The following is a 26,255-nucleotide window of genomic DNA, read 5'->3' as shown; positions in this document are numbered from 1 at the left end:
TGCGTGGGTCGATGAGTCCATCCATGTCAGAGCGAACCTCTACCTCCTTGCAGCGGCAGTGACGACAGCAGCGGCCGAGGACTTGGACACGACCCGCCTACGGTTGCGGGCCATGGCACGGCGCACCCGCGGGAGAACTCACTGGAACAGTGAGGATGAGCGCGACAGGCTCCGGATCTCCAGACTCATCGGGGATCTGCCGCTGACGAACATCGTCGTCACTGCCACGCGGATCGATCCGCGGCGACAGGAGCGCGCTCGTCGAAAGTGCATGCAGCAGCTGCTCCATAAGCTCGCTTCAGGGAGCGTCACACAGGTCTGGTTCGAATCGCGAGATGAGATCGGCAACAGAAGAGACCTCGCGATGGTCGCCAACCTCCGCACCACAGACGCGCTCCCTCCGACACTGCGCGTCGACCACGCCAAGCCCTTGGAAGAACCTCTTCTGTGGGTTCCCGACGCAGTAGCCGGCGCAGTCGCCGCAGCTCACGACGGCCGCACCCTCTATCGCGCCTGCTTCGAGGACAAGCTTGAAGAGGCCATGTTCGAGCTGTAGACGCGCGAAAGCCGGGTCCCGTCCTGCGGCGGGGGTCCCGGCTTCACTTCCTCGCACCCCTCAGGGGGAGGCGTGTATCAATCATACAAGCCGCTGGGTGGTCGTGGCCACATCGCGTCTCTTGTCCCGACGCATCAAGAATCGCGCTCGGCGGATGCTACCTGCGCGCCCCTCCCCCAGCGGAACGGCGAGACCGTCGGGTCGCCCGCGATCCAGAAGCGCCAGGGGAACGCCTCGGTCCCGGCGATGCCGGCGACACCGACCCGCGGCCCGGTCGCGACATCGCGCACCGGGTCGTCACGCAGCCACAGCTCGGCGGTCGCACCCGCGAACTCCGCACCGGTGACCGCGTCGATCCCATCGTGGATCGGATGCCGCAGCCCCGACGCCTGGCCGAACCGACCCGGCCCGCGGGCGAGGTCGCGCAGCGCGGTCGGTCGCAGGGGCGGTGTCACGCCGCGGCGCACCGCCGCCGCATCCAGCCCGCCGACGATCTCGCCCGCGCGCATGAGGATTCCGCCGGCCTGCCCCTCGGGCCCGCAGACGACGTTGACGCACGAGTGGATGCCGTGACTCAGATACACGTACAGGTGACCGGGTTCGCCCCACATCGTCGCGTTGCGTGCCGTGCGCCCCATGCGGGCGTGGGATCCCGGGTCGGGCTGAGCGCCCGTGCCGTGCCCGTGATACGCCTCGACCTCGGTGAGGCGCAGACGCACCTCGGGGGCGGCGCCGTCGAGCCCTCTCACGACAGTGCGCAGCTCGGCCCCGAGCAGCAGCGGCGCGACATCGACCGCCAGACCGGTCAGCTCGGCGCGGGTCGCGCGGTGCAGCGCATCCGACGACATGGCGTCTAGAACTGCGGCGCCGTCTGGCACCACGAGGCGTCGAAACCGGTGAGCGCGACGAGCTCGTCGCCGGAGCGCAGGTCGATCAGGTGCGTCTCCATGTTCTCGGGCAGAGGCAGCAGCATCTGGTCGTACGCGTTGTCAGCAAGGTCGGGGGCGATCACGACAGCCGCATACTGCCCGCTGGGCGAGGCGCACGCCTGCAGGATCGAGTCGGTGGACCCGACCTCGACCAGCGGTGTCGCGGCGCCCTCGTCGTTGACCTTGATGATCGCCTGACCGTTCGGCACGCCGCTCTCGCTGCGCGCGACGACGTGGCGCAGGGTTCCGCCGGGGAACGGCGTGATGGTGGTGGCGGTGCCGTAGTCGGGAGAGGATGCCGCGAGGGGCTGCTCCGATCCGTCCGCGAGGTTGAGCTCGACGACCGAGCCGTCGAGGCGTTCGACGATCGCCGTGTAGGTGCCGCGGCTGATGCCCTGGATCGTCGTCGCGAGCCCGAGGGACTGCACACCGGCATCCGTCGAGCGGTCGACGAGCGACAGGGCGCCGTCGAAGTCGATGAACAGCACCGCGGCGCTGTCGGGCACGAACTGCCACACGAAGATGTTCGCCTCCTCGCCTCCGACCTCCGTGACCACCGGCTCGTCGTCTCCGCTCAGCGACTGGGTGACGAGCACGCTCGCGCGGCCCTCCGTGTCGCTGAGTTCCTTGTCGGAGTAGCTGTACCCCACGTAGCCGCCGCGCTCCGAGACCTGGATCGCACCGACGTAGCCCTCGCCCGGCAGGGCCAGCTCGCGCTGCTCGGAACCGTCGCGGTTCATGACGAGAAGCCTCGAGCCGTCGTCCTCTTCGAGCGACACGACGAGCTGCGTCGACGTCGCGCGGAAGTCGTTGATCTTGTCTGCCGAGAACACCGCCACGGCCTTCTCGCCCGTGAGATCGGTGCGGAAGATCGAGTCCTTGCCGTCGACGTCGCGTCGCAGCAGGAAGATGTTCGACGCCTGCGTCGTGAAGCTCTGGGTCAGCGTCGTCGACGGTCCGCCACCCGCGCCCTGCACGTCGGCGATGCTCACGGTGTACTTCGTGTCGTCGTCGAGAGGAACCGTGAAGCGGATGCCGATGCCACGGCCCGCCGCATCAAGCGTGAACGGCACCGCGGGCTCGACCGTGACCTGCGACTCGTCGATCGCCGTGAGCGACTGGTTCGCCGTGAGGATCATGCGGCTGCCCGAGGCCTCGATCGCCTGGGCCGGATCGACCTGCACCTCGGTGATGCGGGGACCCTGCGTCAGGCTGACCACCCCGAGACCCGCGCCGACCAGCACCAGGATGCCGAGCACGGCACCGAGCGCCAGGATGAACCGGCGGTCGCGCGGGGCGGCGGGCTCACCCTCGGTCGTCGATCCGGCCGCGGGCGGGGTGAAACCGGGGTCCGAATCCGTAGCGGGCTCATGCGGAGCGGAGCGCGTGTCGTCTCGGTCGGCTCCGGCGTCCTCGCTCGACGACCGGGACGAAGCCGGCTCGCGCGTTTCCTCGCTCGACGACCGGGACGAAGCCGGCTCGCGCGTTTCCTCGCTCGACGACCGGGCAGGAGGGACCACCCCCGCAGCCTCGCTCGACCGGGAAGGAGCGGTCTCATCCTCGGTCGTCGAGCCGGCCGCCGGCGGGGTGAAGCGCCGGTCCGACTCCGGAGCGGGCTCATGCGGAGCGGAGCGCGTGTCGTCTCGGTCGGCTCCGCCGTCCTCGCTCGACGACCCGGACCCCGACGCCGCGGCCGCTGCCGCCTCTGCCTCGCGGGCGGCGCGCATCTCGGCGCGGGTGCGAGGAACGGCGGGCGTCTCGGGACGCTCGTCGTCAGTACTCATACGGGTCCCCGGGCTCGTCGATCGGCGTCACGGTGGTCGGGTCGACGTGCAGCGCGCCATCGGCATCCGCCCTGACCGTGCCCTCGATCTCGACCCACTGGCCGGTGTCGAACTCGCCGGCGTCGATCGTGACCGGCACCGTGGCCGGCTGCGCGTCGATCACGCAGTGCGTGATGACCATGCGCGTGAGGTTCACGCCGTCGTCGTCGGTCGGTGTGACGAACCCGGTCAGCGTGACCGTCTTGCCGTCGTACGCCGAGGTGTTCGTCGCGGTGGCGAACACACTCGCCCAGTCGCCGACGCCGAAGGTGGCGGTGTCGGCGACGCCGAGCGTGATGTCGTCTGCTCCCTGGAACAGCGCGGTCTGCTCGCCCACGCGCGACATCGCGAGCTCGACCGACAGCGAGGCTGGCGGCAGCACGAGAGCCGCGACGACCACGCCCGAGGCGACGACGCCTCCGGTCACGGTTCCCGCGAGCGCCAGGGTGCGACGCCGCGTCGACGGAGCATCGTGCTCGGCGTCGTCGTGGTCGGCCTCGGCCCCGTGACCCGCGCCGTGCCCGTGATCATGACCGTGGTCGCCCTCTTCGCCGAGCGGCAGCGTGCACGACCAGATCGCTCCGGCGAGCGTCACCACCGCCGCGGCGCAGGCGAACCACACCGACTCGGGGCTGATGTAGAGCGTGAGGCGGCCCGTGAGGCCGAGACCGAGGGTCACGACGGCGACGACCGTGGCGAGACCGATGCCCAGCCAGCGGCTGCCGAGCGCGCGGCGGCGGGCCGAGCGCTCTGACGAAGAGGACTCAGACAAGGACGTTCACCCCGATCCCGATCACGAAGGCGGCGAGCACGACCACGCCCACGATGCCCGCGAGCGTGCGGGTCGTGAAGGTCGTGCGCATGAGGGCGAGCATCTTGACGTCGACGAGCGGTCCGACGAGCAGGAAGGCGACGAGTGCACCCGACGAGAAGGTCGACGCGAACGACAGCGCGAAGAACGCGTCGACGTTCGAGCAGATCGCGACGGTCATGGCGAGCGCCATCATCGCGACGATCGACAGCACCGGGTTCGATCCGATGGCCAGCAGCAGATCGCGCGGGATCAGCACCTGCACGGCTCCGGCGAGGGCCGAGCCGATGATCAGGGCGGGCATGACCGCGCGCAGCTCGACGAGGAACTGCGTCAGGCTGCGGCGCACCGGGGTGCCGGGCTCATGCGTGACCCGATCGCAGGTGTCCACGAAGCGCTGCGTGAGCAGGGAGTCGGGCGAGGGGTGGCGGCTGTAGATCCAGCCGATCAGGTTCGCGATCAGGTAGCCGCCGATGAGACGCGCGACGAGGATGCCGTCGTCGAAACCGAACGCCGCGTGCGTGGTGAGGATCACGATCGGGTTGACGATCGGCGCGGCGATCAGGAAGGTCAGCGCCTCGGCGGGAGCGAGTCCGCGCATCATGAGGCCGCGGGCGAACGGCACGTTGCCGCACTCGCACACCGGGATCAGCATGCCCAGCAGCGAGAGCACGGCACGACGGGCCCAGGCGCGCTTCGGCAGCCAGCGGTGGATGACGTCGGCCGGCAGCCACACCTGCACCACGATCGACAGCAGCACGCCGAGGATCACGAACGGCAGCGCCTCGATCAGCACGCTCAGCGCGAGAGTGAGTCCGTCCTGGGCTCGGGCCGGAAGACTGGCTGTGAACAGCGTCGGCAGGAACCGATCGATCAAAAACAGTGCGGCCACGATCGCGGCCCCGATGCCAACACCGATCCACGGCGAGCGCGGCGGGCGGACGGGCGTGCGGTGGGAACCGTGCGCATGGCCCGGCCGCGTCGTGGCCTGAGCGGTCACGCGTTCGCTGCCTCTTCTGCGTCGCGCTTGTTGGTGCACGGGGCGCACAGTCCGAAGATGTCGACGACGTGTGCGGCATCCGTGAAGCCGTGCAGGGCCGCGGTGCGGTGCGCCCACTGCTCGACGTCGGTCGCCTCGATCTCGACGGTCAACCCGCAGTTGCGGCAGATCAGGTGGTGGTGGTGGCCCTGCGTCGTGCAGGCGCGGTAGAGGGCCTCACCCTCGGGGCTCTGCAGCGAGTCCGCGTCTCCCGACGAGGCGAGTCCCGCGAGCGCGCGGTAGACGGTGGCCAGGCCGATGCCGGTGTTCTCGTCACGGAGCGCGGCGTGCAGACTCTGCGCGCTGACGAAGCCGCGCGCATCGGCGAGGGCTTCGCGCACGCGTTCGCGCTGCCAGGTGTTCCGTTGAGCCATACCGACGATTCTAGGCGCGCCGTCCTTGCGAGGCCCTGGGAACTGCACCGGTCTTTCGAATCGCTCACTTTGCAGATCCGGCGACGGATTTTCTGCCAAGTGCGCGATTCGAACGCCTACCGTGTGCGCCGCACCCGGGCGCGGGTGCGCTGGATGATCCAGCAGACGACGTAGATCGTGAACGAGAGGGTCGTGATGTACGGGCTCACAGGCAGGGTGCCGGCGAGCGCGAGCAGGATGCCGCCGACGGCCGACACGAAGCCGAACAGCGCCGCGAGCAGCGGTACGGCCACCGGCCCCGCGGTGATACGCATCGCCGCGGCGGCCGGCGTCACGAGCAGCGCCATCACGAGCAGCGCACCGATGATGTGCACGCTCACGGCGACGATGAGTCCGAGCAGCACCATGAAGAGCAGGCTCACGGCGCGGGTGGGCACGCCGCGGGCAGCAGCCGACTCGGGGTCGAGCGAGTCGAAGCGCAGCGGGTTCCACATGAGCAGCAGTCCGAGCAGCACGACGATGCTGATGCCGAGCAGCCAGCCGAGATCGGGGCTCGACACCGAGACGATCTGCCCGGTCAGCAGGCTGAACCGGTTGGCGCTGCGCCCGTCGTACAGAGACAGGAAGAGGATGCCGAGGCCGAGGCCGAACGGCATGAGCACCCCGACGATCGAGTTGCGATCGCGGGCCTTCGCGCCGAGCACGCCGATGAGGATCGCGGCGATCAGGGCGCCACCCAGAGATCCCGCCACCACGCTGCCGCCGAACAGCAGAGCCGCCGCGGCACCGGCGAACGACAGCTCGCTGACGCCGTGCACCGCGAACGCGAGGTCGCGCTGCATCACGAAGACGCCGATGAGCCCGCCGACGATGCCGAGAACAGCACCCGCGATGATCGAGTTCGCGAGCAGGGCGACGAGGTCGCCGTAGTCCTGGAACGAGAAGACGTCGCTCCAGTCGACCGTCTGCACGATGCCGGTCATGAGGTTCATGCGGCACCTCCGTGATCGTGGTCGTGCGCATGCTCGTGGTGGGGCTCGGCATCCGGTACGCCGACGACCACCAGCCGGTCGCCGGCGCGCAGCACGAACACCGGGGTGCCGTACAGCTCGGTGAGCACGCGGGTCTGCAGCACCTCTTCGGGGGTGCCCAGCACGAATCGGCCGCCGGCGATGTACAGGATGCGGTCGACGCGGCCGAGGATGGGGTTCACATCGTGCGTGACGAACAGCACCGCCGCGTCGCGCTCACGGCGCTGGCGGTCGATGATGTCGGTGACGGCGACCTGGTTCGCGAGGTCGAGGTTCGACAGGGGCTCGTCGCACAGCAGCAGCGACGGCTCGTCGGCGAGCGCCTGACCGACGCGCAGACGCTGCTGCTCGCCGCCCGAGAGCAGTCCGACGCGGCGGTCGGCGTAGTGCGCGGCCCCCACCGAGGCGAGCAGCTGGTCGACCTTGGCCTTGTCGCCGCGGTGCGGGATCGGGAAGCCGAAGCGGCTGCCCTGCACGCCGAGGGCGACGAGGTCGCGAGCGCGCATGCTCGTGTCGGGCGCGAGCGAGCGCTGCTGGGGGATGTACCCGATGCGACGGTTGCCCTTGCGCACAGGCTCGCCGTCGACCTCGATCGTGCCGGCGGACAGGGCCTGCAGACCCAGGATGCTGCGCAGGAGGGTGGTCTTGCCCGAGCCGGACGGCCCGAGAACGGCGATGAACTCGCCCGGCTCGACCGTCAGGTCGAGACCCGACCAGAGTTCACGGTCGCCGCGGCTGAGCGCGGCGCCGCGCACCTCGAGCACCGGTCTGCGGCCGTGACTGTCTCGCCCGTCACCCGAAGAGCCTCGGGCTGGTCCCGTGGGTCCCTGATCGTGTCGAGGGCCCCCACTCACGACTGGAGGGCGTCGGCGAGGCTCTGGATCGCGTCACTCATCCACTCAGAGTACGACGATCCGTCAGGCAGGAGCTCCGTGAACGCGACAACCGGGATTCCGGCATCCGTCGCGGCATCCTCCACGCGCTGCGTCTCGGCACCGCCGGTCTGCGCGTTGGTCAGCACGGCCGTGACCTCGCCGCCCTCGATCTCCTGCAGTGTGGCGAGCAGGGTCGCGGGCGCGACATCGGTGCCCTCCTCGACCGACTCGGCGAAGCCCTCGGGCGTGACGTCGGTGAGCCCGGCAGCGGCGGCGATGTAACCGGGAAGCGGCTCGGTGATGATGACATTCGCACCGGCGGCATCCGTCTTGATCGTCTCGAGCTCGGCCTCGAAGCCCTCGAGGTCGGCCGTGATCTTCTCGGCGTTGGCCGTGAAGTCGGCCTCGCCGTCAGGGTCGATCGCCGAGAGCTCGGCGGCGATCGCCTCGACCACGTGCACCATCGTGTGCGGGTCGAACCAGACGTGCTCGTTGAAGCCCTCGATGTGATCGTGGCCCTCGTGACCCTCTTCGCCCTCGGCGTGCTCGTGGTCGTGAGCCTCCTCTTCGGCGGCATGCTCGTCCTCAGCGTGCTCCTCGTCGGCGTGGCCCTCGTTGCCCGGGTAGTCGTGCGACGACTCGACGGCCGTCACGACGTGCACGTCGCCGGCATCCTGCAGCAGCGTGTCGATGAACGAGTCGTAGCCACCGCCGTTCTCGATCACGAGATCGGCATCCTTCACCGTCAGACGGTCGCGTGCCGATGCCTCGTACGAGTGCGGGTCCTGTGATGCCGAGGTGATGATCGACTCGACCTCGACGCGGTCGCCGCCGATCTGCGCGGCGAGTGAGCCGTAGACGTTGGTGCTCGCCACGACCTGGATCGTGCCGTCGGCATCGCCCTCCCCCGCGGCGGGGGTCGAGGAGCATCCGGCGAGCGCGAGAGCGGCGGCGGACACGAAGGCGAGGGCGAGGACGGGCTTCTTCATTGCTTCAGTGTACGAGCTAATGAGAACCATTATCAAATCGAGCGGCTCGCCTCACTGCGCTCGCTCAACGACCGGAAGTGCCCGGTCGTTGAGCGAGGAGCGCAGCGACGAGACGAGACGCCTCAGCGGGTCAGACCCGCCGGCGCGATCCAGACGGTCGAATCAGCCGGCACGGCGCCGGCCTCGACCGAGCCGAGCACGACATCCGCCGCATCAGCCCCGAGGTCGAAAGGCTCCGAGCCGAAGTTCGTCACGATCTGCCAGCCGTTCGGGCGAGCGAAGCGCAGCACATCGGTGCGTCCGGTCTCGATCCACTCGAGGCTCTCGTCGGTCTGCAGTTCGCGGCGCAGGCGCAATGCCTCGCGGTAGAGCGACAGCGTCGACGACGGGTCAGCCTCCTCGACGTCGACCGCATACTCGGCGAACCATTCCGGCTGCGGCAGGTGCGCATCGCCCGCGCCGAACCCGAAGGACGACCCGGATGCCGTCCACGGCAGCGGCACGCGGCATCCGTCGCGCCCGAGTCCGTCGAACTCCGCCCCGCGGAAGAACGCGGGGTCCTGGCGATCGTCGGGTCCGATCTCGGCGACCTCCTGCAGGCCGAGCTCCTCGCCCTGATACAGGTAGGTGCTGCCGGGCAGGCCGAGCAGCAGCAGCGTCGCGGCGTGCGCCCGACGGAGCCCGAGTTCGCGGTCGAGCTGGTCGGCCGGTCCGCCGGCGGCGACCCACTCGACGCCCTGCTTGACGCCCTTGCGACCGGCCAGCTGCGCGAGTCCGTATCGCGTGGCATGACGTGTGACGTCATGGTTCGAGAGCACCCAGGTCGTCGACGACCCGGTCTCGCGCGCCTGCGCCAGGTTGTCGGCGATGATCGTGCGGAACTGCGTCGCGTCGAAGTCGGCGACGAGCAGGTCGAAGTTGAACGCCTGACCGAGGCCCTCGGCCGACGCGTACTTGGCCCGACGCTCGGGGGTGCTCACCCACGCCTCGGCCACCGCCGTGCGGGGCGGGTCGTACTCGTTGAAGACCCGACGCCACTCGGCGTAGACCTCGTGCACGTCATCGCGGTCGTGCAGCGGGTGGTTGCCGTCGTGCGGCAGCAGCTCGAGCTCGGCGGTGCTGGGCAGCGGCTCGCTGAGGTCCTTGGTCAGCATGTGCGCCACGTCGATGCGGAAGCCGTCGACACCGCGGTCCGACCAGAAGCGCAGGGTGGTCAGGAAGTCCTCCCGCACCTCGGGGTGATCCCAGTTGAGGTCGGGCTGCTCGGGGGCGAAGCTGTGCAGGAACCACTGACCGTCGGCCACCCGCTCCCACGCCGAGCCTCCGAACGCGGCGGTCCAGTCGGTGGGCGGCTCGGCGCCGTCGGGCCCGGACCCCTCGCGGAAGATGTACCGCTCACGGGCGGCCGAGCCGCGGCCTGCGGCGAGCGCCTCCTGGAACCACTCGTGCAGGTCGGACGAATGGTTCGGCACGATGTCGACGACGACGCGGATGCCCCGTTCGTGCAGAGCGGCGACCATCTCGTCGAAGTCCTCGAGCGTGCCCAGGCGCGGATCGACATTGCGGTAGTCGGCCACGTCGTAGCCGCCGTCGGCCAGAGCCGAGGGGTAGAACGGGCTCAGCCACACCGCATCGATGCCGAGTTGCTGCAGGTAGTCGGCCCGCGAGACGATGCCCGGGATGTCGCCGAGTCCGTCGCCGTTCGCGTCCGCGAAGCTGCGGGGGTAGATCTGATACACGGCGGCCTGTCGCCACCATGCTGCCGTCGTGTCGTCGCGGGTCTCGGTGAGAAGCGCATCGGTCATGAGGGGTGTTGCTCCTTTGTGTTGCGGTCTGCGGTGTGTGTGGTCTGCGGCCCTTCGACAGGCTCAGGGACCCAGAGGTCGGCCCTGCGACAGGCTCAGGGACCCAGAGGGCGACCCTTCGACAGGCTCAGGGACCGATGGGTCGCTGAGCCTGTCGAAGCGTCAGCCCTTGACGGCGCCCTGCGTCACGCCCTCCATGACGAAGCGCTGCGTGAACAGGTAGGCGAGGATCGCCGGGGCCATCGCCATGAGGTACGAGGCGAACGACACGTTGTAGTTGTTGCTGAACTGAGTCTGGAACAGGTTCTGCCGCACCGGCAGCGTCTGCATCGCAGGGTCCGAGATGATCAGCGACGGCATCATGAAGTCGTTCCAGGCGTAGAGGAAGGCGAAGATGCCGACCGTGGCGCTCATGGGTGCGAGCAGCGGGAAGATCAGCTGCCAGAACGTCTGCCACGTCGAGGCCCCGTCCATGCGGGCGCTCTCTTCGAGCTCGAGCGGGATCGACCGCAGGAACGCCGTGAAGAGCAGCACGCTGAAGCTGAGCTGGAACATGGTCGCGAGGATGATCACGCCGAACGGATTGTCCAGTCCGACGCGTCCGGTCAGCTGGATCTGCGGCAGCGCCACAACCGGGAAGGGGATGAACATCGCGGCCAGCAGGTAGAAGAACGACCAGCGGAAGAGGCGGTGGTCCCAGTTGCGGACGATCGCGTACGACGCGAAGGCCGCGAGCACGATCGTCGCGATCACCGTTCCGGCCGTGACGAGCAGCGAGATGCCCGCGCCGACCGGGAACTTCGTGAGGTTCCATGCTTCGACGAAGCCGTCGATGCTGAAGGGGGCCGGCAGCGAGAACGCGTTGCCGTCGACGGCCTGACCGGTCGTCTTGAAGGCCATCGAGAGCGTGACGTACAGCGGCAGCAGCACGGTCACGGCGCACAGGATCAGGATGATCGTGGTCGACCAGTTGACGCGCTCCATGCGAGTGCGGGGCTTCTTGCCCGAGGCCGGGATGGTGGTGAGTGTCTGCGTCGACATCAGAGTGTGTTCCTTCCGCGGGTCAGCGAGAGCTGCAGCAGGGAGATGAGCACGGCGACGATGAAGAAGATCGTCGCGTTCGCCATCTGGTAGGCGTAGTCGCCGCCGTTGAAGCCCGCGATGATCGTCATCGCGACGCTGCGGGTCGAGGTGCCGGGGCCGCCGTTGGTGAGTCCGACGATGATGTCGTAGGCGTTGAGGAACCCCTTGAATCCGAGGATCACGTTGATCACCACGTACCCCGCGACCAGCGGGATCGTGATGCGGGTCAGCTGCTGCGTCCTGCTCGCGCCGTCGATGCTCGCAGCCTCGTAGACCTCGCTGGGAACCGACAGGAGCCCTGCGATGTAGATCAAGAGAGCGCCGGGCACGGCCTGCCAGGCGGTGACGATCACGATCGCGACCCAGGCCAGGTCGGGATTGGCGAGAAGGCTCGTCTCGAGCCATGGGATACCGGCGGCGGCACCCGCGGCGGGGAGCGAGTTCGAGAACAGGAAGTTGAAGACGTAGGCGATGATGATGCCCGAGATCACCATCGGGATCACGAAGATCGTGCGCAGGCCCGTCTTGAACCGGATGCGCGAGGTCAGCCCCACCGCGAGCAGGAACGCGATCACGTTGACCGTGATCACCGTGGCGATCGAGAACCCGAACGTGAACAGGTAGCTCTGCAGGATGGCCGGATCGCTGAACATCGCGATGTAGTTGGTCAGTCCGCTGAAGCTCCACTCGCCGATGCCGATCGAGTCGGTGAAGCTGAAGAAGATGCCCATGACGGCCGGAACCGTGATCGCCAGCGTGAAGATCACGAGCGTCGGCAGCAGGAACAGGTAGTAGATGGGTTCGACGCGCCCCTTGCGACGGTGGAGCTTGCGCCCCTGCCCCGTGACGATCGACGTCGTGTCGGTCGTCGGGCTGTTCGGCCTCGTGGTGTTCGAGGTGGTGGTGGTGCTCACGGTGCGGACTCCTCTGTCTCGCCGGATGCCGCATCATCGGTCTTGGGAATCGGCGCGCGGAAGGCGATGCGTGCCCAGTCCGCGTCCATGGTGCGCAGCGTCGAGGTGGTGGAGGCACCCAGCGCCATCGCCTGGGCGTAGTTCATCACCGGGATCGTCTTGGGTACGAGCACCGAGGGCCCCTGATAGATCTGGCCGTTCTCGTAGTACTCGATCATCCCCTCGATGCGCGGGTCATTCGGAGCCGGGGCGTCTTTCGTCGGCGTGAAGCCGAGCTGCGACTCGTTGTACGCCTCGATGTTCTCGGGCAGGTAGAGGTACTCGAGGAACTCCCGGGCCGCCTCCTGGTGCGTGGATCCTTCGGGGATCATGGCGCCCAGGTCCATGTTGACGCGCACGCCGAGGTCGGCGGGGTCATCGGTCATCGGCAGCGGGAAGGTGCCCAGTTCGAGGTCGGGCGCCGTCTTGGCGATCTCGCTGAAGGCCCAGGGGCCCTGCATGTACATCGCGGCCTCGCCCTTGCTGAAGGCGAGGTTGCCGTCGCCGTATCCGCGGCTCGCAGCATCCTCGTTCGTATAGCCGTCAGCGAGCTGCATCATCTGCTCCATGGGCTCGGCGAAGTCCTGCTCGAACGAGACGGGAGAGTCGGGACCGACGGAAGCCCCCTCCTCGGCCATCGCGTCGAAGAACTCGATCGTGTCGACCGAGCCGCCGATCGAGTAGTCGTACCAGCCCTGACCGACCGTCCAGTCGTCCTTGAAGGTCGCGTAGAACGGGTCGATGCCCGCCTCCTTCAGCTGGTCGCACACGGCGATCAGCTCGTCCCAGGTCTGCGGCACCTCGAGCCCCTGAGCGTCGAAGATCTCCTTGTTGTAGATGACCGATGCGGCCATCACCGAGTACGGCAGGGCGCTGGTGCGGCCCTCGCACGAGCCGTACTGATCCATGAGCGGCTGCAGGTCGTCGCGGACGGATGCCGCGGCATCCGTGCCGGAGAGATCGCTCATGGCGCACCGCTGCACGAAGCGCGCGATCTCATAGTTGTAGTTGCCGAGGATGAGGTCCGGCGGGTTGCCCCGCACGAAGCTCGCCGAGATGACGTCGGGACCCGACGTGTCGATCTCGACACGCACGTCGCTCTGCGACGAGTTGAACTGAGAGACCAGATCGGTCATGAAACCGATCGCCTCACGCTTGTTGAACGTGAAGCGGATCGTCTCGGCACCGCCTGACGTCGAGCAGCCGGCCAGCCCGGCCCCGACCAGCACGAGCGCGGCCGCGCCGGCCACGATTCGCACCGGGGATGGAGATTTCGGAGACACCGTTGTCCTTTCGTCCTGTAGATCCGCAGACTAAATCTAGTGAGCGAATTTACTTCGATGAACGGTACTCTCTCATCTGGACGAGAGTGAGGTCAAGACCCGTGACAGAAGTATCCGCAGGTCTCGGCACCGGACGCGCGAGCGTCGGCACCGTGCTCGACTTCGCGTGGACGGCAGGCGAGTTCACTGCGACCGAGGTCATGGCCGCCACCTCGCTGACCCGCTCCACCGCGATCGACGCGATCGACACGCTCGTCCGCGCCGAGGTGCTGCACGAACTGCCCAATGCGCGAGCAGCAGGGAGCTACCGCGCCGGGCGGCCCGCACGACGTTTCGTGCTGGCATCCGATCTCGGCGTGGTGATCGGCGTGGATGCCGGTGACAACCACGTCGCCGTGACGATCGCCGACCTGCTCGACCGCACTCTCGTGCACCACCGCACCGACATCGACTCGACCCAGTCGGCATCGACACGGCGTGCGACGATCCTCGAACAGATGGAGCAGGCGCTCGCCGAGGCGGACGTCTCGCACGAGTCGATTCTCGCGATCTGCGTCGGCGTCGCGGCGCCGGTGAACCGCGCGGGCATCTCTCCCCCGCATCCCGACGGCTTCTGGGAGCGCACGAATCCGGGCCTCGCCGAGGCGCTGGCCGACTGGGCGCCCGCCGTCGAGATCAAGAACGACGCACAGCTCGCCGCGATCGCCGAAGGATCGGTGGGGGCGGCGGTCGGATGCCGCGACTACGTCGCCCTGCTCGCCGGCGAGCGCTTCGGAGGGGGCGTCGTCGTCGACGGCCACGTGCTGCACGGCGCGCACGGCGGGGTCGGCGAGGGCATCGTGTTCGACCACATCGTGGGGGTCGGATCAGCCTTCGGCCTGAGCTACGCCCTGCAGGACGAGGTGCGGGCCGCCGTCGCCAGCGCAGAGATCGACCCGGACTCGGCGATCGGCCGACTCGCGGCCGAGAAGCGGGTGGACCCGCGGATCGTGCTGACGGCGGCAGCCTCGGGCGATGTCGACGCACTGCTCGCGACGTCGCGCGTCGGCGCGACGCTCGCCCGCGTGGTCGGCGTGCTCGGCAGCATGTACGACCCCTTGCGCGTCATCGTGTGCGGCGCTGTCGCCGAGAGCGTCGCACCCGTCGTCTCCGCCGCGCGCGAGGTGTTGCCGACCGAGCTGCACCTGCCGGCACCCGAGATCCTCGCCTCGACGCTCGGTGCTGAGGTCGTGTCGGTCGGAGCCGTCACGACCGCACGCCGCGCCGCGCGCGAGGTCGCCGTGCCGCTGCTCGCGGAGCGGCGGCTCACCGCGGTGAGCTGACGTCGCGGCGTGTCTCTCGTCGGAAAACGGGGACCATCCGTGCCCAACCCGGCGGGTCGAGGTACGACCCGCCGACCCTGACAGGAACGGCCTGGGTTTTCCCGGGCGGATGCCGGGCGGGGGTCGCGACATAATCGATCCGTGCGCGAACCAGAGCCCCGCATCTCCCCCGCGGCGATCGAACTGCTCCTCGACCGGGATGCCGAGAACGCGATCCGGGCCGAGTGGGATGCACTTGCGACCCGCGGAATGTCGAGCCTCGCGAGGCACACGTCGGCGAGCAACCGACCCCACGTCACACTTGTCGCGCGCGTCGACCTGTCACCACTCGACCCGGGTGTCCTGGCCGGCATCCCGTCGTTCCCCGTCACGCTGGGCGCTCCCCTGCTCTTCGGCACCGGCGAGCGGCGTGTGCTGGCACGCAGCATCGTTCCCAGTGCAGAGCTGCTCGGTCTTCGCGAGACGATCCTCGCCGCCGCCGGGTCGGGCGACGATGCCCCGCACACCGCACCGGGCGAGTGGATGCCGCACGTCGCCCTCGCCCGCCGGCTGCGCATCGCCGATCTTCCGGCCGCGCTCGAGCTGGTCGGCGGAGACATCCGCGCTCATGCCGCCACCGTGCGGCACTGGGATCCCGGCACCGCGCTCACCACGACCCTCGCTGACCTGCGGCGCCCATAGTCGTCCCCGGCGCCGTCCGTCGGGCCAGCTGGACAACGCAGACGAATAGCTCGTGTGCCCGCGGGTCGGGCACACGACGCGCCGGCATCCGCCCGATCGGTCTCCGTTTCCCCGCCCTCAGGCGTGCTGCACACGCGCCGCGACGACCTGCAGCGTACGCAGCACGCGTCGCACCGAGGTGTAGGCGAGCGCATCGGGCCGCGCGAGCACATCGAGGTGACGCACGAGCTCGATACCGGCCAGCGGCCGCAGCAGGAGCCCGTCGACGGCCAGAGACGAGGCGGTCGTGCGGGGCATGATGGCGATGGCCGCCCCGGCGCGGACGACCTCGGCCGTCACCGAGAACTCGTTGATGCGGTGTGCGATGCGAAAGGGCCGCCCGGCCCGCGCCGCCAGATGATCGAGCACGCCGGCGAGCGGGAATCCCTGATGCACCGACACCCAGTCCTCGTCCACCAGATCGTCGAGGTCGATCTGCGCACGATTCGCCAGAGGATGCTCGGCGTGCAGCGCGATGTCGAGCGGTTCGTCGATCAGCGGCGTCGCGACGACACGATCGAGCGGCCAGGGCGAATCGTGAGCGAGCCGATGCGCGATCACGAGGTCGTAGTCGGCGGTCAGGCCGGGGAAGTCCCGGTGCGCCACGTCCTCATCGGCGAGGTGCACCGAGGGAGTGCCACCGAGCTCTCGCACCAGGGGTCCGAACAGTGCGAGACCCGCACTGGTGAAGGACGAGAGCCGAACCGGCCGGTCGCCCGCGTCGAGCAGAGCGCCCACCGCATCACGCGCCGCCGTGAGTGCCTCATCGACACGGGTGCTCGCCGCGGCGAGCGCCTCGCCCGCCGCGGTGAGCGTCAGGACGCGACCTCGCCGCGCGGTGAGCGGCAGCGCCGCGCTCGACTGCAGCGTCGAGAGCTGCTGCGAGACCGCCGAGGCGGAGATGCCGAGGGCGCCGGCGACCGCCGTGACGCTGCCCCGATCCCGCAGCTCGCGCAGCAGGCGGAGGTGGGCGGGATCCATAAGGGCAACCTTAAAGGATGGCTAAGCAACTGAGTCTGGCTCTTCATCGAGAAAGCCGAGAATCTGGAGTAATGCCTCGCCGTCACCCTCTTGACCTGCTCGTCGACGTTCTGCTGATCGCCGTCGCGGCCGTCTGGGGAGCAAGCTTCGTCGCTGCGAAGAGTCTCGCGCTCGACATCGGAGTCGCCCCCGCGGTCGCCCTCCGGTTCCTCGTCGCGGCGGTCGCTCTCGGCCTGATCTGCGCGGCGCGCAGGGAGCGGATGCCGCGCGGTCGCGGCCTCGCCGTGGCCGTCGTGCTCGGCTTCTCTCAAGCCGCCATCATCGGACTCGAGACCTGGGGCGTGCATCTCACCTCGGCGACCAACGCCGGCCTGCTCATCAGCCTCGCGCTGATCTTCACCCCGGTGCTCGAGAGTCTCGCCGCACGGTCATGGCTTCCGCGCTCGTACTTCGTCGCGGCGGTCGCAGCCGTGGTGGGGGTCGCCCTTCTCGTATCGGACGGCGGGCTGCGGATGCCGAACGCAGGCGACGCCCTGGTGGTCGCGGCGGCGGTCGTCCGCGCGTTTCACGTGACCGCGAGCGCCAGGCTGACCCGCGGGCGCGATGACAGCACTCTCGCGGTCGTCCTGGTGCAGCTCATCGTCTGCGCGGCTACGGCATCACTGGTCGCAGGAGCGGAGTTGCCCGCGGCGGTCGCCCGACTCGACGTCTTCGGGTGGGCGAACGTCCTGTTCCTGGGCTTGATGTGCTCGGTGTTCGCGTTCGTCGTTCAGCTCTGGGCGGTGCGGCGCACCTCGGCGACGCGCGCCAGCATCCTCATGGGCACAGAGCCGGTCTGGGCACTCCTGGTCGGAATCGTGCTCGGCGGGGAGAGCGTCGGCGCCGTCGGCCTGCTCGGCGCCGCTCTCATCGTCGCCGCGTCCTACGCCGGGCAGGCGATCGAGCGACGCCACCGGCACCGCGCGCTCGAGGCGCCGGTCGCGCAGCTGAACAGCGAGAGCGTTCAGGCGTAGTCGCTGTCGTCCACCGGGGAGGGCGCCGGCCCCAGGCTCTCGACGGCATCCCACAGCCCTTCCGGAACCTCCGCCTGCACCAGCTCGTCGAGCTGCTCGCGACGATGCGGTGACGACACCCCGACGACCGTCGAGTCGACCAGTGGCGATCGCAGCGAGTAGTGCAGCGCTGCGGCGGCCATCGACGTCCCGTGCTCCGCGCACAGAAGCTGCAGCCGCTCGGTCCACGCCAGCAGCTCTTCGGTGGCAGGTCGATAGGCGTACTGGGCACCGGCATGCGGCCCCTTGACGAGCAGTCCCGAACCGAACGGTGCCGCGTTGAACACGGCCATGCCGCGGGCCTTGGCGTCGGCGAACACCGTCTCAGCCGAGCTGTCGACGAGCGTGAACCGGTTGTGGATCAGCACGGCATCGAACACGCCCGTCTCGACGTACTTCGCCATCAGCGGCACCGGAGCGGCCGCGACGCCGATCGCGTCCACCACGCCCGCGCTCCGGAGTTCGATGAGACCCTGCACCGCGCCGCCGATCGAGATCGTGTCCTCGAACGACACCGAGTACGGGTCGTGCAGGTGCAACAGCGGAAGGCGGTCGACCCCGAGCCGGGCGGTGGTCTCCTCGAACGAGCGGAGCACGCGGTCGCGGTCGAACACACCGGTCTCCGGGTCTTGATCCACCTTCGAGATCACCCGCGAGCCGTCCATCCCGAGCTCGCGCAGCGCGATCCCGAGCACGGCCTCGGAGCGACCGCCGGCGTAGTTGTTCGAGGTGTCCACGAACCCGTGTCGGCTCGTGAGCAGGTCGATCGCGACCTCGACGGCCGCTCTCTCCTCGGCGGACCCCGGCTCCGAGTGCCGGCCGAGGCCGGAGGTTCCGAGGGTGATGGGCGTGGGTTCGATCTTCATCCGCTGGAGTCCGTTCTGTCGGGGGGCCGGTCGTCGCGGTTCTGCTGCCACTGTATCCCCGCACGATCCGCCATCACTTATGAGGTGACCTCCGACCTGCATCAACTAAGTAGCGCCTGCTCCATGCAATCAGTGAGAACCGTCGAACTGGGTACGCGGCCTTCACGTCAGAAAAGATGCTCCAGTGCGAAACTCTGACGGCGAGCCCGCTGGAGCGGACTCCAGCGCCCAGGCCAAGCCCCCTGCCACGCTCAGGGAGTCACGACGTTCACGACCACGGGAGGGTCAGCGGGAACGGGCGTCATCCACGCCGCGAGGTGAGCCCCACCGAACAGCATGAGTCCGAGCAAGGCCACAAGGAACGCATCCCTGAACACCGTCACTACAGCGCGACGGGTACGAGAAGTCACTTGGGTGGCCCATACGTACTGTCGAAGCTCCTCTCTCGTTCCGTGTTTCATGGCGCTGTACGCGGTAACGTCCACCTCGCCTATCGATTTGCTCGATACCGCGACCCCTGCGAAAACCAGTATCGCGAAGATCTCGACCGCGAGACCGCCAAGCCACAAAAGGAGCGGAAGCGAGCTGAACGCCGATGCGGCCATCAGACGTTCGAATCCGCTGGCGCTCAGTCCTGCGGCAGCGATGACGGCGGTGAGGGCAAACTCGGCCCGTCGTCGCACTGCTTCGATGCCGGCCCGCTCACTCGCTAGACGTCCTCGGTAGAGGTCAGTGATTCCGTCGATGTTCCTGCGGTGCGTTCCATCCACCCAACTGCTGTCAGCCGGCTTCGGGTCCTTCGGCAACCAAACCTTCCGCCCGAACCATAGCCCGGCAATCGTGCTCAGCATCATCCGTCCCTCGATGAGGGCATCGGACGTCATATCGCTCCCGCGATCCGGTCTGCGAGCGCCATCGCCACCTCCTCCCCGACGCGCTCCGGGAGGAACAGCCATTGACCTGAGGGGTTTACGTCGAGCAGAACGGTGCGCCCTTCGGAAGTCTCTACCCAGTCTTGACTGGAGTAGCCAAGCTCGAAGTGCCCCGCGACGGCAATCGCTCCGTTGGCGATGTCGGCGTTCACGTCGCCCTGCTCCTCGAACGAGGTGTGGTTCTCGGCTGTTCGGCGCCAATCGGCGGGGTCCCCGGGTTCCACAGGAAGGACACCAGCCCACACCTGAGCACCAACGGTAACTACGCGCCAGTGTCGCTTCGCCTTGATGCGTTCCTGAACGATGAATGGAGCCTTGCCGAGGTTCTCGAGACGAGGATCGGTCGGAAGCATCGACTCGGCGTAGACAGTCTTCATCTGAGTTCCGTCGAGGAACTGACCAGAGCCGAGAGGCTTGACAATGACTTCGCACTGATACTCGGAGCGAACGGCCTGCGCCGAGGTGGTCAACATCGTGTGGGGGTAGTCAACACCCAGCTGCCGAGCCGCCCGCCACTGGTCTATCTTCCCTTCCGCTTTGCGCAGATTCCGCGGAGACGTTACCCACTGGATCTCGGCATCGTCCAGCATCCACGAGTAGGCGGAGTGCCACGTTCCGAGCTCCAGCGCTTCAACAGTTCCTGTCTCCACCCCGAGACCCCACTGCGCACGGTGCATGCGCCGCAGCCACCCGCTTCGCAGTCGACTCGTCTCGATCCATTCTCCGTCGATGCTCACTACCGCGCGATCCTCGAAGATGGTCAGACCGGCGCTCATCACGGTATTGAGGTCGAGGATCACGGGCGCGGCGTCTCGCGAGATCAGCGCCGCGCGCACCGATTGGACGTGTGGGTCATCGATGTCGCCAACGATCAGTGGCGTGCTGGTGGCGTCACGCTTCATCGAAGCAGATGCGAAACAGACTCGTCACTGTCGCTGGTTTCGAGCGTTTCAGTCATCGTGGCTGTCGCACGACCGCCGGACAGATCCTGACGTGCAGCCACCGCGAGAACAGAGTAGAGGGACGGAACGGTCAGCGTCGCGGATGCCAAGTTCAGCGCCCCGCCACCAGCGCTACGCCATACCCGTATCCGTGATCCGACGTCTCGACGGTTGCCGTGAGGGTGGACGGTTGAGGCTGAGGGCGCGGCCGCGGATTGCTGTTCGCCGATGCGAGCGTCGTGAACAGCGACTCAGAACTTCCCACTGCTATCTCCTTCTCCGTCGATGCCTGCAGACTACATGTCCTCGGCTGCATCAGCCGTCGGTCGTGGATCAACTTGCCGCACCATGCACACTTGTCCCATGACTGAGAGAGTTGCAATCGTAGAACTTCATCGAGTAAACGGGGCTTTCGACGTGAGCGTTCCGGGGTACGAACGTGACTGGTGGTCAGATCTTGGTTGGGCGATGAGTGCGCAGCCGAAGTTTCTCGTTGCGTTTGTCGAGGACGAAGAGGTGGCTCGTTCAGTCATCCTCGAGCACAAGATTCAAGTGCCCATTGCCGACTTCGATGCGCGACACCCGACGCTAGAGATCAGTCGTTTTGAAGTGCGCGGAGACCGCCGCCGCTGCGGCATTGGACGCGCGGCGGTGGCAACTCTCCGAGAAATGTGGCCCCAGCACCAGCTCGTGGTTTTCTCAGATCAGGATGGGTTCTGGCGTCGAGCCGGACTCATGGAGCATGGTCGGATTGGCGGTGTCGGGCACGAGCCGTCTATCTTCGTTGCAAAGCCGCTATCGCAATCGCCACGACGAGGCTAGGTCGCGAGAGCGCCGCCCAGCCCAGTCGAGCCGGAGGACTAATGACGGTCATCACCTATGTCGGCGTGGAGAATTTTCGCTCGATTCGCTCGGCAAGTCTTGAAGGGCTCGAGGACTACGCCGCCATCGTTGGGCTCAATAGCGCCGGGAAGTCGAATATTCTTCGAGCTCTGAACCTCTTCTTCAATGGGTTCCTAGACGAGCACCGCTCGACTCTCGTGATGACCGAAGACTTCAGCAGCTTCGCACCCAAGCGTAAGAAGAAGACGATCTCAGTTACGGTCGGACTGCGAATCGGTGAAGACTTCAAGGTTCGAGGCCAGGAGGCATTCCATGCGGAATCGGGCATAAGCGACGAGTTGTTCATTCGCAGGCAATGGAGTCTGGGGTTTGACAAGACCACGGTCGTTGACACTCTTCAATTCGGCGCAGACCGGGAGTCTCTCGTCGAAGCAGCCGGCGACGCCCTAGCATCCGTGTTGGCTCACATTCGAGCGGTTCGTTTCGTCTACGTACCAAATCACACTCGAGCGGCAGACCTCATCAAGTCGGAGCTGGCACCTCTCCGCTCGAACCTTGTCTCGCGACTTCGGTCCACAAAGGCCTACAGAGAGTCTTCCGTGGATGTGCTGTTGACCGAGTTGCGGGACATGGGAAGCCGGATGTTCGGCGATACCTCAACAGCACTCGGCCAGGGTCTTCCTGGGCTCGCGCTTGAACCTGACCTACCTGGTGATTTCGCCGACCTCGTCTTCACGATGGGCGTGAACGCAATCGCAGAAGGCGATGTTGCACGCTCTCCCGAGTTCGAAGGCTCGGGGGCGCAGAGTTTTATGCTGCTTCATGTGCTCGACTTGGCTGACCGTACGAGACGGGGCGGCGGCTTCGGATGGGTCCAGGCGAGTGTCTGGGCGATGGAGGAGCCCGAGTCCTTTCTTCATGCCGCACTTCGCGCACAGTTTTCTACCGATCTCCATGCGTACTCGACGGACGCGAAGCGCCAGGTGCTCGTAACTACGCATCAGGACGAGTTCGTGCGTGTGGCGAATCACGCCTGGTTCGCATCGAAGAATCCGGACACCGCTTACGAAAAGCTGACAGCGCGCCAAGCCCTCGAAGCCAGCATGCGCGCATCGGTGACTTCGTTCGCCCATCCGCTCTTTACACATCCGAACGAACCCATCGTGATTGTCGAGGGAAAGTTCGACGAGGTTCATATTCGCGCAGCGATTCAAGCAGCAGGTCTTCGACCACGATGGCGGTTGCTGTCTCCAAGCGCTGCATTCGGCGACGAGATCGGGGGCGACAGCGTGCTCCAGTACCTGAAGTACAACAAGCAGGTGGTTGCTTCCCGCCCGTTGTCCGCCCCTGTATTGGTTCTTCGCGACTGGGAGGATTCCGACGCGCCGAAGTACAACCAGGTGCTCGCGGTTCATCCTCATTCCGTCTGTCTTGTCCCGCCCGAGGCCGTCGCGAACCCTCAGTTGGATCAGACCTTCGTAGGCATAGAACGGTTCCTGTCGACTGATCTAATCGAGACAGTCGTCACGTCAGCAAAACTGGGCCTCGAGAACGCCCTTCCCAACGCCAGGTACGCGGTCAAGCGCAAGGTTCTCGAAGAAAAGAAGCCGCTACTGGCGAAAGCCGTTCGTGAGGGAAGCGATCCCGGGCCCCATATGCAAGCGCTGGCTCGCTGGCTCGATGCTGAAGTAGTGAAGATTCTTGAGAGCGTCCCGACTTCGGCGTTCCTCTAGAATCCCTACCCAAGAAGCTCAGCCCGACGGCGGGCTGGCAATGTGGAGTTCGGCGGCTGGCCCACGGGGGCCGACAACAACCTGACTCTCGATGTCTTCATTGTGCATCAGGTCGGCGACCTTGTCTCTAGCCGGCGCCGTCACCGTGCGCCCCATACTGAGATGCGGTCACGTGAACCGTGAGTTCCAAGAGCTGCGCGACCAGATCACGTTCGGGTGCTTGCAGGAGGCGCTTGGCGTTGCCGAGACGTACGCTCGAGCCGACCCAGCATCATTGAAGGCGACAACACTCCTGCTGCAGCTCGCACCTGCTTCCGTTCTCGCTCGATGCGCTCCGCAAGGCAGTCCTGGCAGCTGGCGCCTCGAGCCTTCTGCTGCCCGCTAGTCGGCCATGTCTGGCCGGGTGGTCGCCATGTCGTTGAACCCCACCCACACCCACTTGTTGATGCAATACAGGCATCGTGAGCCCCGAGCGAGGTTCCGTACCTCGGCGGGCCAGTCGTGGCCGAGTTCACAGATCCAGGACAAGCGTTCACTCGATCCCGCCGTGATGCTGTCGGGGGTGAACCTGCCGTTCCTAGAGAAGTGGACTAGTCAACTGCATTCTGGTTGACCAATGTGCGATCCGAGCTCAGGCGCCACGTCTCCCCGCGGCACTCAAACTCCATTGTCCATGGGTGGCTGAGGATCGGGCGCTGAGCGGTTTCTCCCTTCTCCACTTGAACTGGCGCGACTGGCTGGAAGTGTTCCTTCCAGCCGCCGAGGGGTCGCAATCGAATCGGGATCGGCAACCGCGACTTAAATTCGAGAGTGGGGATGTCCACCCGAGTGATTCGAACGGGTGAGTCCGAATCGTTGAAGAACTCGATATGGCCATCCGTCAGTAGGTTGGGGTGTATCGAACCTCCACCCACGAGCCGCAGATCGACTCGCTCGGCTGCGAACCTTCGGTCAGCCAGCTCTTGCGTGGCTTTGCGTCGCTGCTCTGACCGAAACACTCGGACCGCCCACACCAGGGCAAGGACCGTACCTATAGCCCCCGCCCAGGTCCCGGCCGTCTCCACCCACTCGGCGGTCCAACCTCTCGAGAACAGAAAAACGGACATTCCGCCGATGACCACCCCGCTCAGTACGAGTGAGACAAGCAGTAAGACGTCATCAGGCTTCTTCATGCTCGGCACACTATCGAAAGGTGTCCAGTCACATCGATGCAGTGAGATCTGGGATGTGATGCAGCTCGTCACAGCCGGTCACGCTCGACACTTAGCTACGCCGGCGGCAAGATGCGAAGCTGAGGACGCTCGTCCACCACGCCGAGCACCTCGCGCACTCGCGCGGGCTTCCATCTGAGCTCGCGGGCTAGGTGCGCGATGGAGTACCCAGTCGCGTCGGCGAGCGTCGCGGCTTGCCTGAGCATGCTCGGCATCTCTCCGGGAAAGTTCGAGACCGGCTCTGCTGGGTCACCACCTGCAGCTCGGAGCTGATTGAGGCGCTGATAGCCACGGCGCACCGACACCTCGGATACCGTTCCCGTCTCCTTCATCCGGATGAGAAGCGAGTCTACGGACACTCCCCAGTGCTGGGAGAGGGCGGCGAGCTTCGGCAAGTTGACTGTGCGCGGCAACATATTGATGATCTGCGCGCGGGGGGTCAGCAGCTCAGCGGCGAACTGATCTGCCTCACGTTCCTGTTGCGGGTCGCCCGGCGCCGCGTCACGGTGCAGGATCAGGTGCCCGAGCTCGTGCGCGACGGTGAACCGATGCACGTACACAGACATCGCCCGTTCCGGGGTGATGACGACCACGGGCCGCGGCAGGTGCGAGGTAGAAAAGGCGCCCACACGAGCCACGTCGGCGCTCGCCAGCGACAAGATCGACACGATGAGCCCGCGGGTCTCCAGCTGAGCGACTAGGTGCTTGATGGGCTTCACCCCCAACCCCCACCGCGCCCGCAGGTCCTGCGCGGCAGCAGCAGGGCTGGTGGTGTCGAGATCAGGCGGCAGCGCGAGGTCAGGAAGCCGCACCCGCCGCTCCAACGCGTTCGCGAGCTCCCACACCTGCTCGATGAACGCGAGCGCCTTCTGCCGGTCGCGGGTCGTGGTCGACCGCAGGCTTCGGAAGTGGGCCTTCATCCCGTCCACACGGGTGAGCGGTCGCCCGACGGTGAGGGTGAAGAAGTCCACGGGGACGTCGAGCACTTCGCTGAGCGAGGCGAGGACGTCTGCCCTCGGACTCATCTGCCGCGACTCGTACTGTCCGATGGCAGCGGGGGTCACCCCGATCTGGTCGGCCAGCTTTGCTTTGGACAGGCCGGCGGCGTAGCGGGCCTGCGTCAGACGTTCCGCGTCGAAGGTCCCGCCGGCGACGGCAGAGTCGATGGACGAGAACAGTGAGAGAGGTGGCTCCCATTCAGTCATCGGACCCTCCCTGCGCTTCCTTCACCTCCAGGATGGCGGTGGGCACGTCTCCGCTGTCGAAACTCTCCTCGGCGTTGACGTGGACGAGAGCGGCCGAGGCGAGTTCCATGAGCGATTCGCTGGTGGAGAAGACCAGGAAGCCGTCCTGGCCGAGCCTCGCTTCACCCCACATGACATTGTGCAGGCCGGAGGAGTTGCTCGCATAGCCGACGACCACGACGCGCGAGTACTGATGCATCACCGCGTCGAGCGCTTCGTGCTGTTGCTTGTCGACGAGTTCCATCTCCTCCGCGGTCAGCTCGGGGTGCTCGAACCCCAGGTCAAGCTGCTGACCGCGCTTGTCGTTGACGGTGCGGAAGAGGGAGACGCGTGCGTCCGAGACCGCGAACTTCCGGGAGCCGATCTCGACCCCCGCGTCGCGCGAGTACCGCCACGGGAAGAGGACGACATCGCCGAACGCGACCACCGAGTAACCAGCGCCAGGCACCGGGACACGCTCCGCCGAGGGAAGCCGGCCAAGCTGGGATGCGAATTCTTTCAGGCACCGGTGCCAGATGTTGCCGTAGACACCCTGGTGCTCCATATCCGCCTCGACCTGGGCGTTAGCTAGCTTGTCGTGGCACTCGCGAACGATGACCGGGGCCAAGGTCCGGACCTGCACCCCGTCGGCACCGAACGTCTCAACGGCCCACAGGCGCCCCTCGTTGTCTTGCATCGCGTCCCCTTCACGGTTCGTCCCCATGCGAACACTATAACTTCATGTTCCGGCAAAAATCGGACACTGGCGTTGGTGTGTCACCACCGCGCGGCGTGCTTCACCCGAGTTGACACGGCCGAGTCAAGATCTCTGTAGTGCCACGCGAGGAGGCGTCAGCCCTCTCAAGTGACCGGGTCGATG

The 26,255-nt window shown here is 67.0% G+C and carries 24 protein-coding genes and 2 pseudogenes; 6 read left to right on the top strand and 20 right to left on the bottom strand.

Annotation, left to right across the window (positions count from 1 at the left end; all coding sequences use genetic code 11):
- Positions 1-364: 364 nt before the first annotated feature.
- On the top strand, positions 365-556 hold the full coding sequence (locus tag IXW21_RS00400) for a hypothetical protein (RefSeq protein ID WP_194762281.1): 192 nt from the start codon (positions 365-367) through the stop codon (positions 554-556).
- A gap of 134 nt (positions 557-690) precedes the next feature.
- Here IXW21_RS00400 and IXW21_RS00395 read toward each other — a convergent pair whose 3' ends face one another.
- The 12 genes from IXW21_RS00395 to IXW21_RS00340 form a co-directional block, all read right to left on the bottom strand.
- Complete coding sequence (locus IXW21_RS00395) at positions 691-1,404, bottom strand: DNA-3-methyladenine glycosylase (protein WP_194762280.1); 714 nt, start codon at positions 1,402-1,404, stop codon at positions 691-693.
- Between the two features lie 5 nt (positions 1,405-1,409).
- Positions 1,410-3,269, bottom strand: a complete 1,860-nt coding sequence (locus tag IXW21_RS00390) for an Ig-like domain-containing protein (RefSeq protein ID WP_228528017.1) — start codon at positions 3,267-3,269, stop codon at positions 1,410-1,412.
- Positions 3,259-4,080 (bottom strand): TIGR03943 family putative permease subunit, encoded by an 822-nt coding sequence (locus tag IXW21_RS00385; protein WP_194762279.1) that lies wholly within the window; start codon positions 4,078-4,080, stop codon positions 3,259-3,261. Before IXW21_RS00385 ends, IXW21_RS00390 begins: the two co-directional genes overlap by 11 nt.
- Positions 4,073-5,119 carry a permease gene (locus tag IXW21_RS00380; protein ID WP_194762278.1) on the bottom strand — a complete coding sequence of 349 codons (1,047 nt, stop codon included), beginning with the start codon at positions 5,117-5,119 and terminating at the stop codon, positions 4,073-4,075. The genes IXW21_RS00385 and IXW21_RS00380 overlap by 8 nt, the downstream gene beginning before the upstream one ends.
- Positions 5,116-5,532, bottom strand: coding sequence for a Fur family transcriptional regulator (locus IXW21_RS00375; RefSeq protein WP_194762277.1), 417 nt, complete (start codon positions 5,530-5,532; stop codon positions 5,116-5,118). The genes IXW21_RS00380 and IXW21_RS00375 overlap by 4 nt, the downstream gene beginning before the upstream one ends.
- Before the next feature lie 116 nt (positions 5,533-5,648).
- Complete coding sequence (locus IXW21_RS00370) at positions 5,649-6,515, bottom strand: metal ABC transporter permease (RefSeq protein WP_194762571.1); 867 nt, start codon at positions 6,513-6,515, stop codon at positions 5,649-5,651.
- Positions 6,516-6,520: 5 nt separating this feature from the next.
- Positions 6,521-7,327: a metal ABC transporter ATP-binding protein gene (locus IXW21_RS00365; RefSeq protein WP_194762276.1), complete on the bottom strand. Its 807-nt coding sequence runs from the start codon at positions 7,325-7,327 to the stop codon at positions 6,521-6,523.
- 86 nt (positions 7,328-7,413) lie between these two features.
- Positions 7,414-8,427: a metal ABC transporter solute-binding protein, Zn/Mn family gene (locus tag IXW21_RS00360; RefSeq protein WP_194762275.1), complete on the bottom strand. Its 1,014-nt coding sequence runs from the start codon at positions 8,425-8,427 to the stop codon at positions 7,414-7,416.
- A 122-nt stretch (positions 8,428-8,549) separates the two neighbouring features.
- Positions 8,550-10,232, bottom strand: coding sequence for a glycoside hydrolase family 13 protein (locus IXW21_RS00355; protein ID WP_194762274.1), 1,683 nt, complete (start codon positions 10,230-10,232; stop codon positions 8,550-8,552).
- A 162-nt stretch (positions 10,233-10,394) separates the two neighbouring features.
- Positions 10,395-11,273, bottom strand: coding sequence for a carbohydrate ABC transporter permease (locus IXW21_RS00350; protein ID WP_194762273.1), 879 nt, complete (start codon positions 11,271-11,273; stop codon positions 10,395-10,397).
- Positions 11,273-12,229, bottom strand: coding sequence for a carbohydrate ABC transporter permease (locus tag IXW21_RS00345; RefSeq protein ID WP_194762272.1), 957 nt, complete (start codon positions 12,227-12,229; stop codon positions 11,273-11,275). Before IXW21_RS00345 ends, IXW21_RS00350 begins: the two co-directional genes overlap by 1 nt.
- Positions 12,226-13,527, bottom strand: coding sequence for an ABC transporter substrate-binding protein (locus IXW21_RS00340; protein ID WP_194762271.1), 1,302 nt, complete (start codon positions 13,525-13,527; stop codon positions 12,226-12,228). Before IXW21_RS00340 ends, IXW21_RS00345 begins: the two co-directional genes overlap by 4 nt.
- Positions 13,528-13,652: 125 nt before the next feature.
- Here IXW21_RS00340 and IXW21_RS00335 point away from each other — a divergent pair, with 125 nt between their 5' ends.
- A complete protein-coding gene (locus IXW21_RS00335) occupies positions 13,653-14,873 on the top strand; it encodes an ROK family protein (protein ID WP_194762270.1) in 1,221 nt (406 codons plus the stop codon).
- A gap of 141 nt (positions 14,874-15,014) precedes the next feature.
- Positions 15,015-15,554, top strand: a complete 540-nt coding sequence (locus tag IXW21_RS00330; RefSeq protein WP_323742124.1) for a 2'-5' RNA ligase family protein — start codon at positions 15,015-15,017, stop codon at positions 15,552-15,554.
- Between the two features lie 117 nt (positions 15,555-15,671).
- Here the strand turns inward: IXW21_RS00330 and IXW21_RS00325 are convergent, their stop codons facing one another.
- Positions 15,672-16,574 carry a LysR family transcriptional regulator gene (locus IXW21_RS00325; RefSeq protein WP_194762269.1) on the bottom strand — a complete coding sequence of 301 codons (903 nt, stop codon included), beginning with the start codon at positions 16,572-16,574 and terminating at the stop codon, positions 15,672-15,674.
- Between the two features lie 71 nt (positions 16,575-16,645).
- On the opposite strand from IXW21_RS00325, the gene IXW21_RS00320 reads away from it, so the two are divergent.
- The gene (locus IXW21_RS00320; protein ID WP_194762268.1) at positions 16,646-17,587 is read left to right on the top strand and encodes a DMT family transporter; all 942 of its coding nucleotides are present in this window, start codon (positions 16,646-16,648) and stop codon (positions 17,585-17,587) included.
- On the opposite strand, the gene IXW21_RS00315 is transcribed toward IXW21_RS00320, so the two are convergent.
- From IXW21_RS00315 to IXW21_RS00305, 3 genes are all read right to left on the bottom strand, one after another.
- Entirely contained in the window at positions 17,578-18,492 is a 915-nt protein-coding gene (locus IXW21_RS00315) for an aldo/keto reductase (RefSeq protein WP_194762267.1), read from the bottom strand. The genes IXW21_RS00320 and IXW21_RS00315 overlap by 10 nt on opposite strands.
- 251 nt (positions 18,493-18,743) lie before the next feature.
- Entirely contained in the window at positions 18,744-19,376 is a 633-nt protein-coding gene (locus IXW21_RS00310; RefSeq protein WP_194762266.1) for a hypothetical protein, read from the bottom strand.
- A complete protein-coding gene (locus tag IXW21_RS00305; RefSeq protein ID WP_194762265.1) occupies positions 19,373-20,326 on the bottom strand; it encodes an ATP-grasp domain-containing protein in 954 nt (317 codons plus the stop codon). Before IXW21_RS00305 ends, IXW21_RS00310 begins: the two co-directional genes overlap by 4 nt.
- 402 nt (positions 20,327-20,728) lie before the next feature.
- On the opposite strand from IXW21_RS00305, the gene IXW21_RS00300 reads away from it, so the two are divergent.
- Positions 20,729-21,187: a hypothetical protein gene (locus tag IXW21_RS00300; protein ID WP_194762264.1), complete on the top strand. Its 459-nt coding sequence runs from the start codon at positions 20,729-20,731 to the stop codon at positions 21,185-21,187.
- Positions 21,188-21,228: 41 nt separating this feature from the next.
- Positions 21,229-22,941 (top strand): ATP-dependent nuclease, encoded by a 1,713-nt coding sequence (locus tag IXW21_RS00295; RefSeq protein WP_194762263.1) that lies wholly within the window; start codon positions 21,229-21,231, stop codon positions 22,939-22,941.
- Between the two features lie 381 nt (positions 22,942-23,322).
- Here the strand turns inward: IXW21_RS00295 and IXW21_RS18635 are convergent.
- The 4 genes and pseudogenes from IXW21_RS18635 to IXW21_RS00280 all read right to left on the bottom strand — a co-directional run.
- A pseudogene (locus IXW21_RS18635) lies at positions 23,323-23,514 on the bottom strand (zinc-ribbon domain-containing protein); the annotation flags it as partial.
- Between the two features lie 694 nt (positions 23,515-24,208).
- On the bottom strand, positions 24,209-25,123 hold the full coding sequence (locus IXW21_RS00285; protein ID WP_323742123.1) for an ImmA/IrrE family metallo-endopeptidase: 915 nt from the start codon (positions 25,121-25,123) through the stop codon (positions 24,209-24,211).
- Positions 25,124-25,357: pseudogene (locus IXW21_RS18630) on the bottom strand (helix-turn-helix domain-containing protein); the annotation flags it as partial.
- Entirely contained in the window at positions 25,350-26,099 is a 750-nt protein-coding gene (locus tag IXW21_RS00280) for a hypothetical protein (protein ID WP_194762261.1), read from the bottom strand. The pseudogene IXW21_RS18630 and the gene IXW21_RS00280, both read right to left, overlap by 8 nt.
- Between the last annotated feature and the right edge of the window lie 156 nt (positions 26,100-26,255).

The sequence above is a fragment of the Microbacterium sp. UFMG61 genome (assembly GCF_015354505.1).
In the GTDB taxonomy this organism is placed as follows: domain Bacteria; phylum Actinomycetota; class Actinomycetes; order Actinomycetales; family Microbacteriaceae; genus Microbacterium.
Note: the sequence above shows the minus strand (reverse complement) of the source record. Positions and strands in the feature narration are given on the sequence as shown.

What these genes read in the sequence shown, in the direction of transcription:
- IXW21_RS00400 (WP_194762281.1), top strand. Translation starts at nt 365, where the DNA reads ATGGTCGCCAACCTCCGCACCACAGACGCGCTCCCTCCGACACTGCGC.
- IXW21_RS00395 (WP_194762280.1), bottom strand. Translation starts at nt 1,404, where the DNA reads ATGTCGTCGGATGCGCTGCACCGCGCGACCCGCGCCGAGCTGACCGGT.
- IXW21_RS00390 (WP_228528017.1), bottom strand. Translation starts at nt 3,269, where the DNA reads ATGAGTACTGACGACGAGCGTCCCGAGACGCCCGCCGTTCCTCGCACC.
- IXW21_RS00375 (WP_194762277.1), bottom strand. Translation starts at nt 5,532, where the DNA reads ATGGCTCAACGGAACACCTGGCAGCGCGAACGCGTGCGCGAAGCCCTC.
- IXW21_RS00370 (WP_194762571.1), bottom strand. Translation starts at nt 6,515, where the DNA reads ATGACCGGCATCGTGCAGACGGTCGACTGGAGCGACGTCTTCTCGTTC.
- IXW21_RS00360 (WP_194762275.1), bottom strand. Translation starts at nt 8,427, where the DNA reads ATGAAGAAGCCCGTCCTCGCCCTCGCCTTCGTGTCCGCCGCCGCTCTC.
- IXW21_RS00355 (WP_194762274.1), bottom strand. Translation starts at nt 10,232, where the DNA reads ATGACCGATGCGCTTCTCACCGAGACCCGCGACGACACGACGGCAGCA.
- IXW21_RS00350 (WP_194762273.1), bottom strand. Translation starts at nt 11,273, where the DNA reads ATGTCGACGCAGACACTCACCACCATCCCGGCCTCGGGCAAGAAGCCC.
- IXW21_RS00325 (WP_194762269.1), bottom strand. Translation starts at nt 16,574, where the DNA reads ATGGATCCCGCCCACCTCCGCCTGCTGCGCGAGCTGCGGGATCGGGGC.
- IXW21_RS00320 (WP_194762268.1), top strand. Translation starts at nt 16,646, where the DNA reads ATGCCTCGCCGTCACCCTCTTGACCTGCTCGTCGACGTTCTGCTGATC.
- IXW21_RS00315 (WP_194762267.1), bottom strand. Translation starts at nt 18,492, where the DNA reads ATGAAGATCGAACCCACGCCCATCACCCTCGGAACCTCCGGCCTCGGC.
- IXW21_RS00310 (WP_194762266.1), bottom strand. Translation starts at nt 19,376, where the DNA reads ATGACGTCCGATGCCCTCATCGAGGGACGGATGATGCTGAGCACGATT.
- IXW21_RS00305 (WP_194762265.1), bottom strand. Translation starts at nt 20,326, where the DNA reads ATGAAGCGTGACGCCACCAGCACGCCACTGATCGTTGGCGACATCGAT.
- IXW21_RS00300 (WP_194762264.1), top strand. Translation starts at nt 20,729, where the DNA reads ATGACTGAGAGAGTTGCAATCGTAGAACTTCATCGAGTAAACGGGGCT.
- IXW21_RS00295 (WP_194762263.1), top strand. Translation starts at nt 21,229, where the DNA reads ATGACGGTCATCACCTATGTCGGCGTGGAGAATTTTCGCTCGATTCGC.
- IXW21_RS00280 (WP_194762261.1), bottom strand. Translation starts at nt 26,099, where the DNA reads ATGGGGACGAACCGTGAAGGGGACGCGATGCAAGACAACGAGGGGCGC.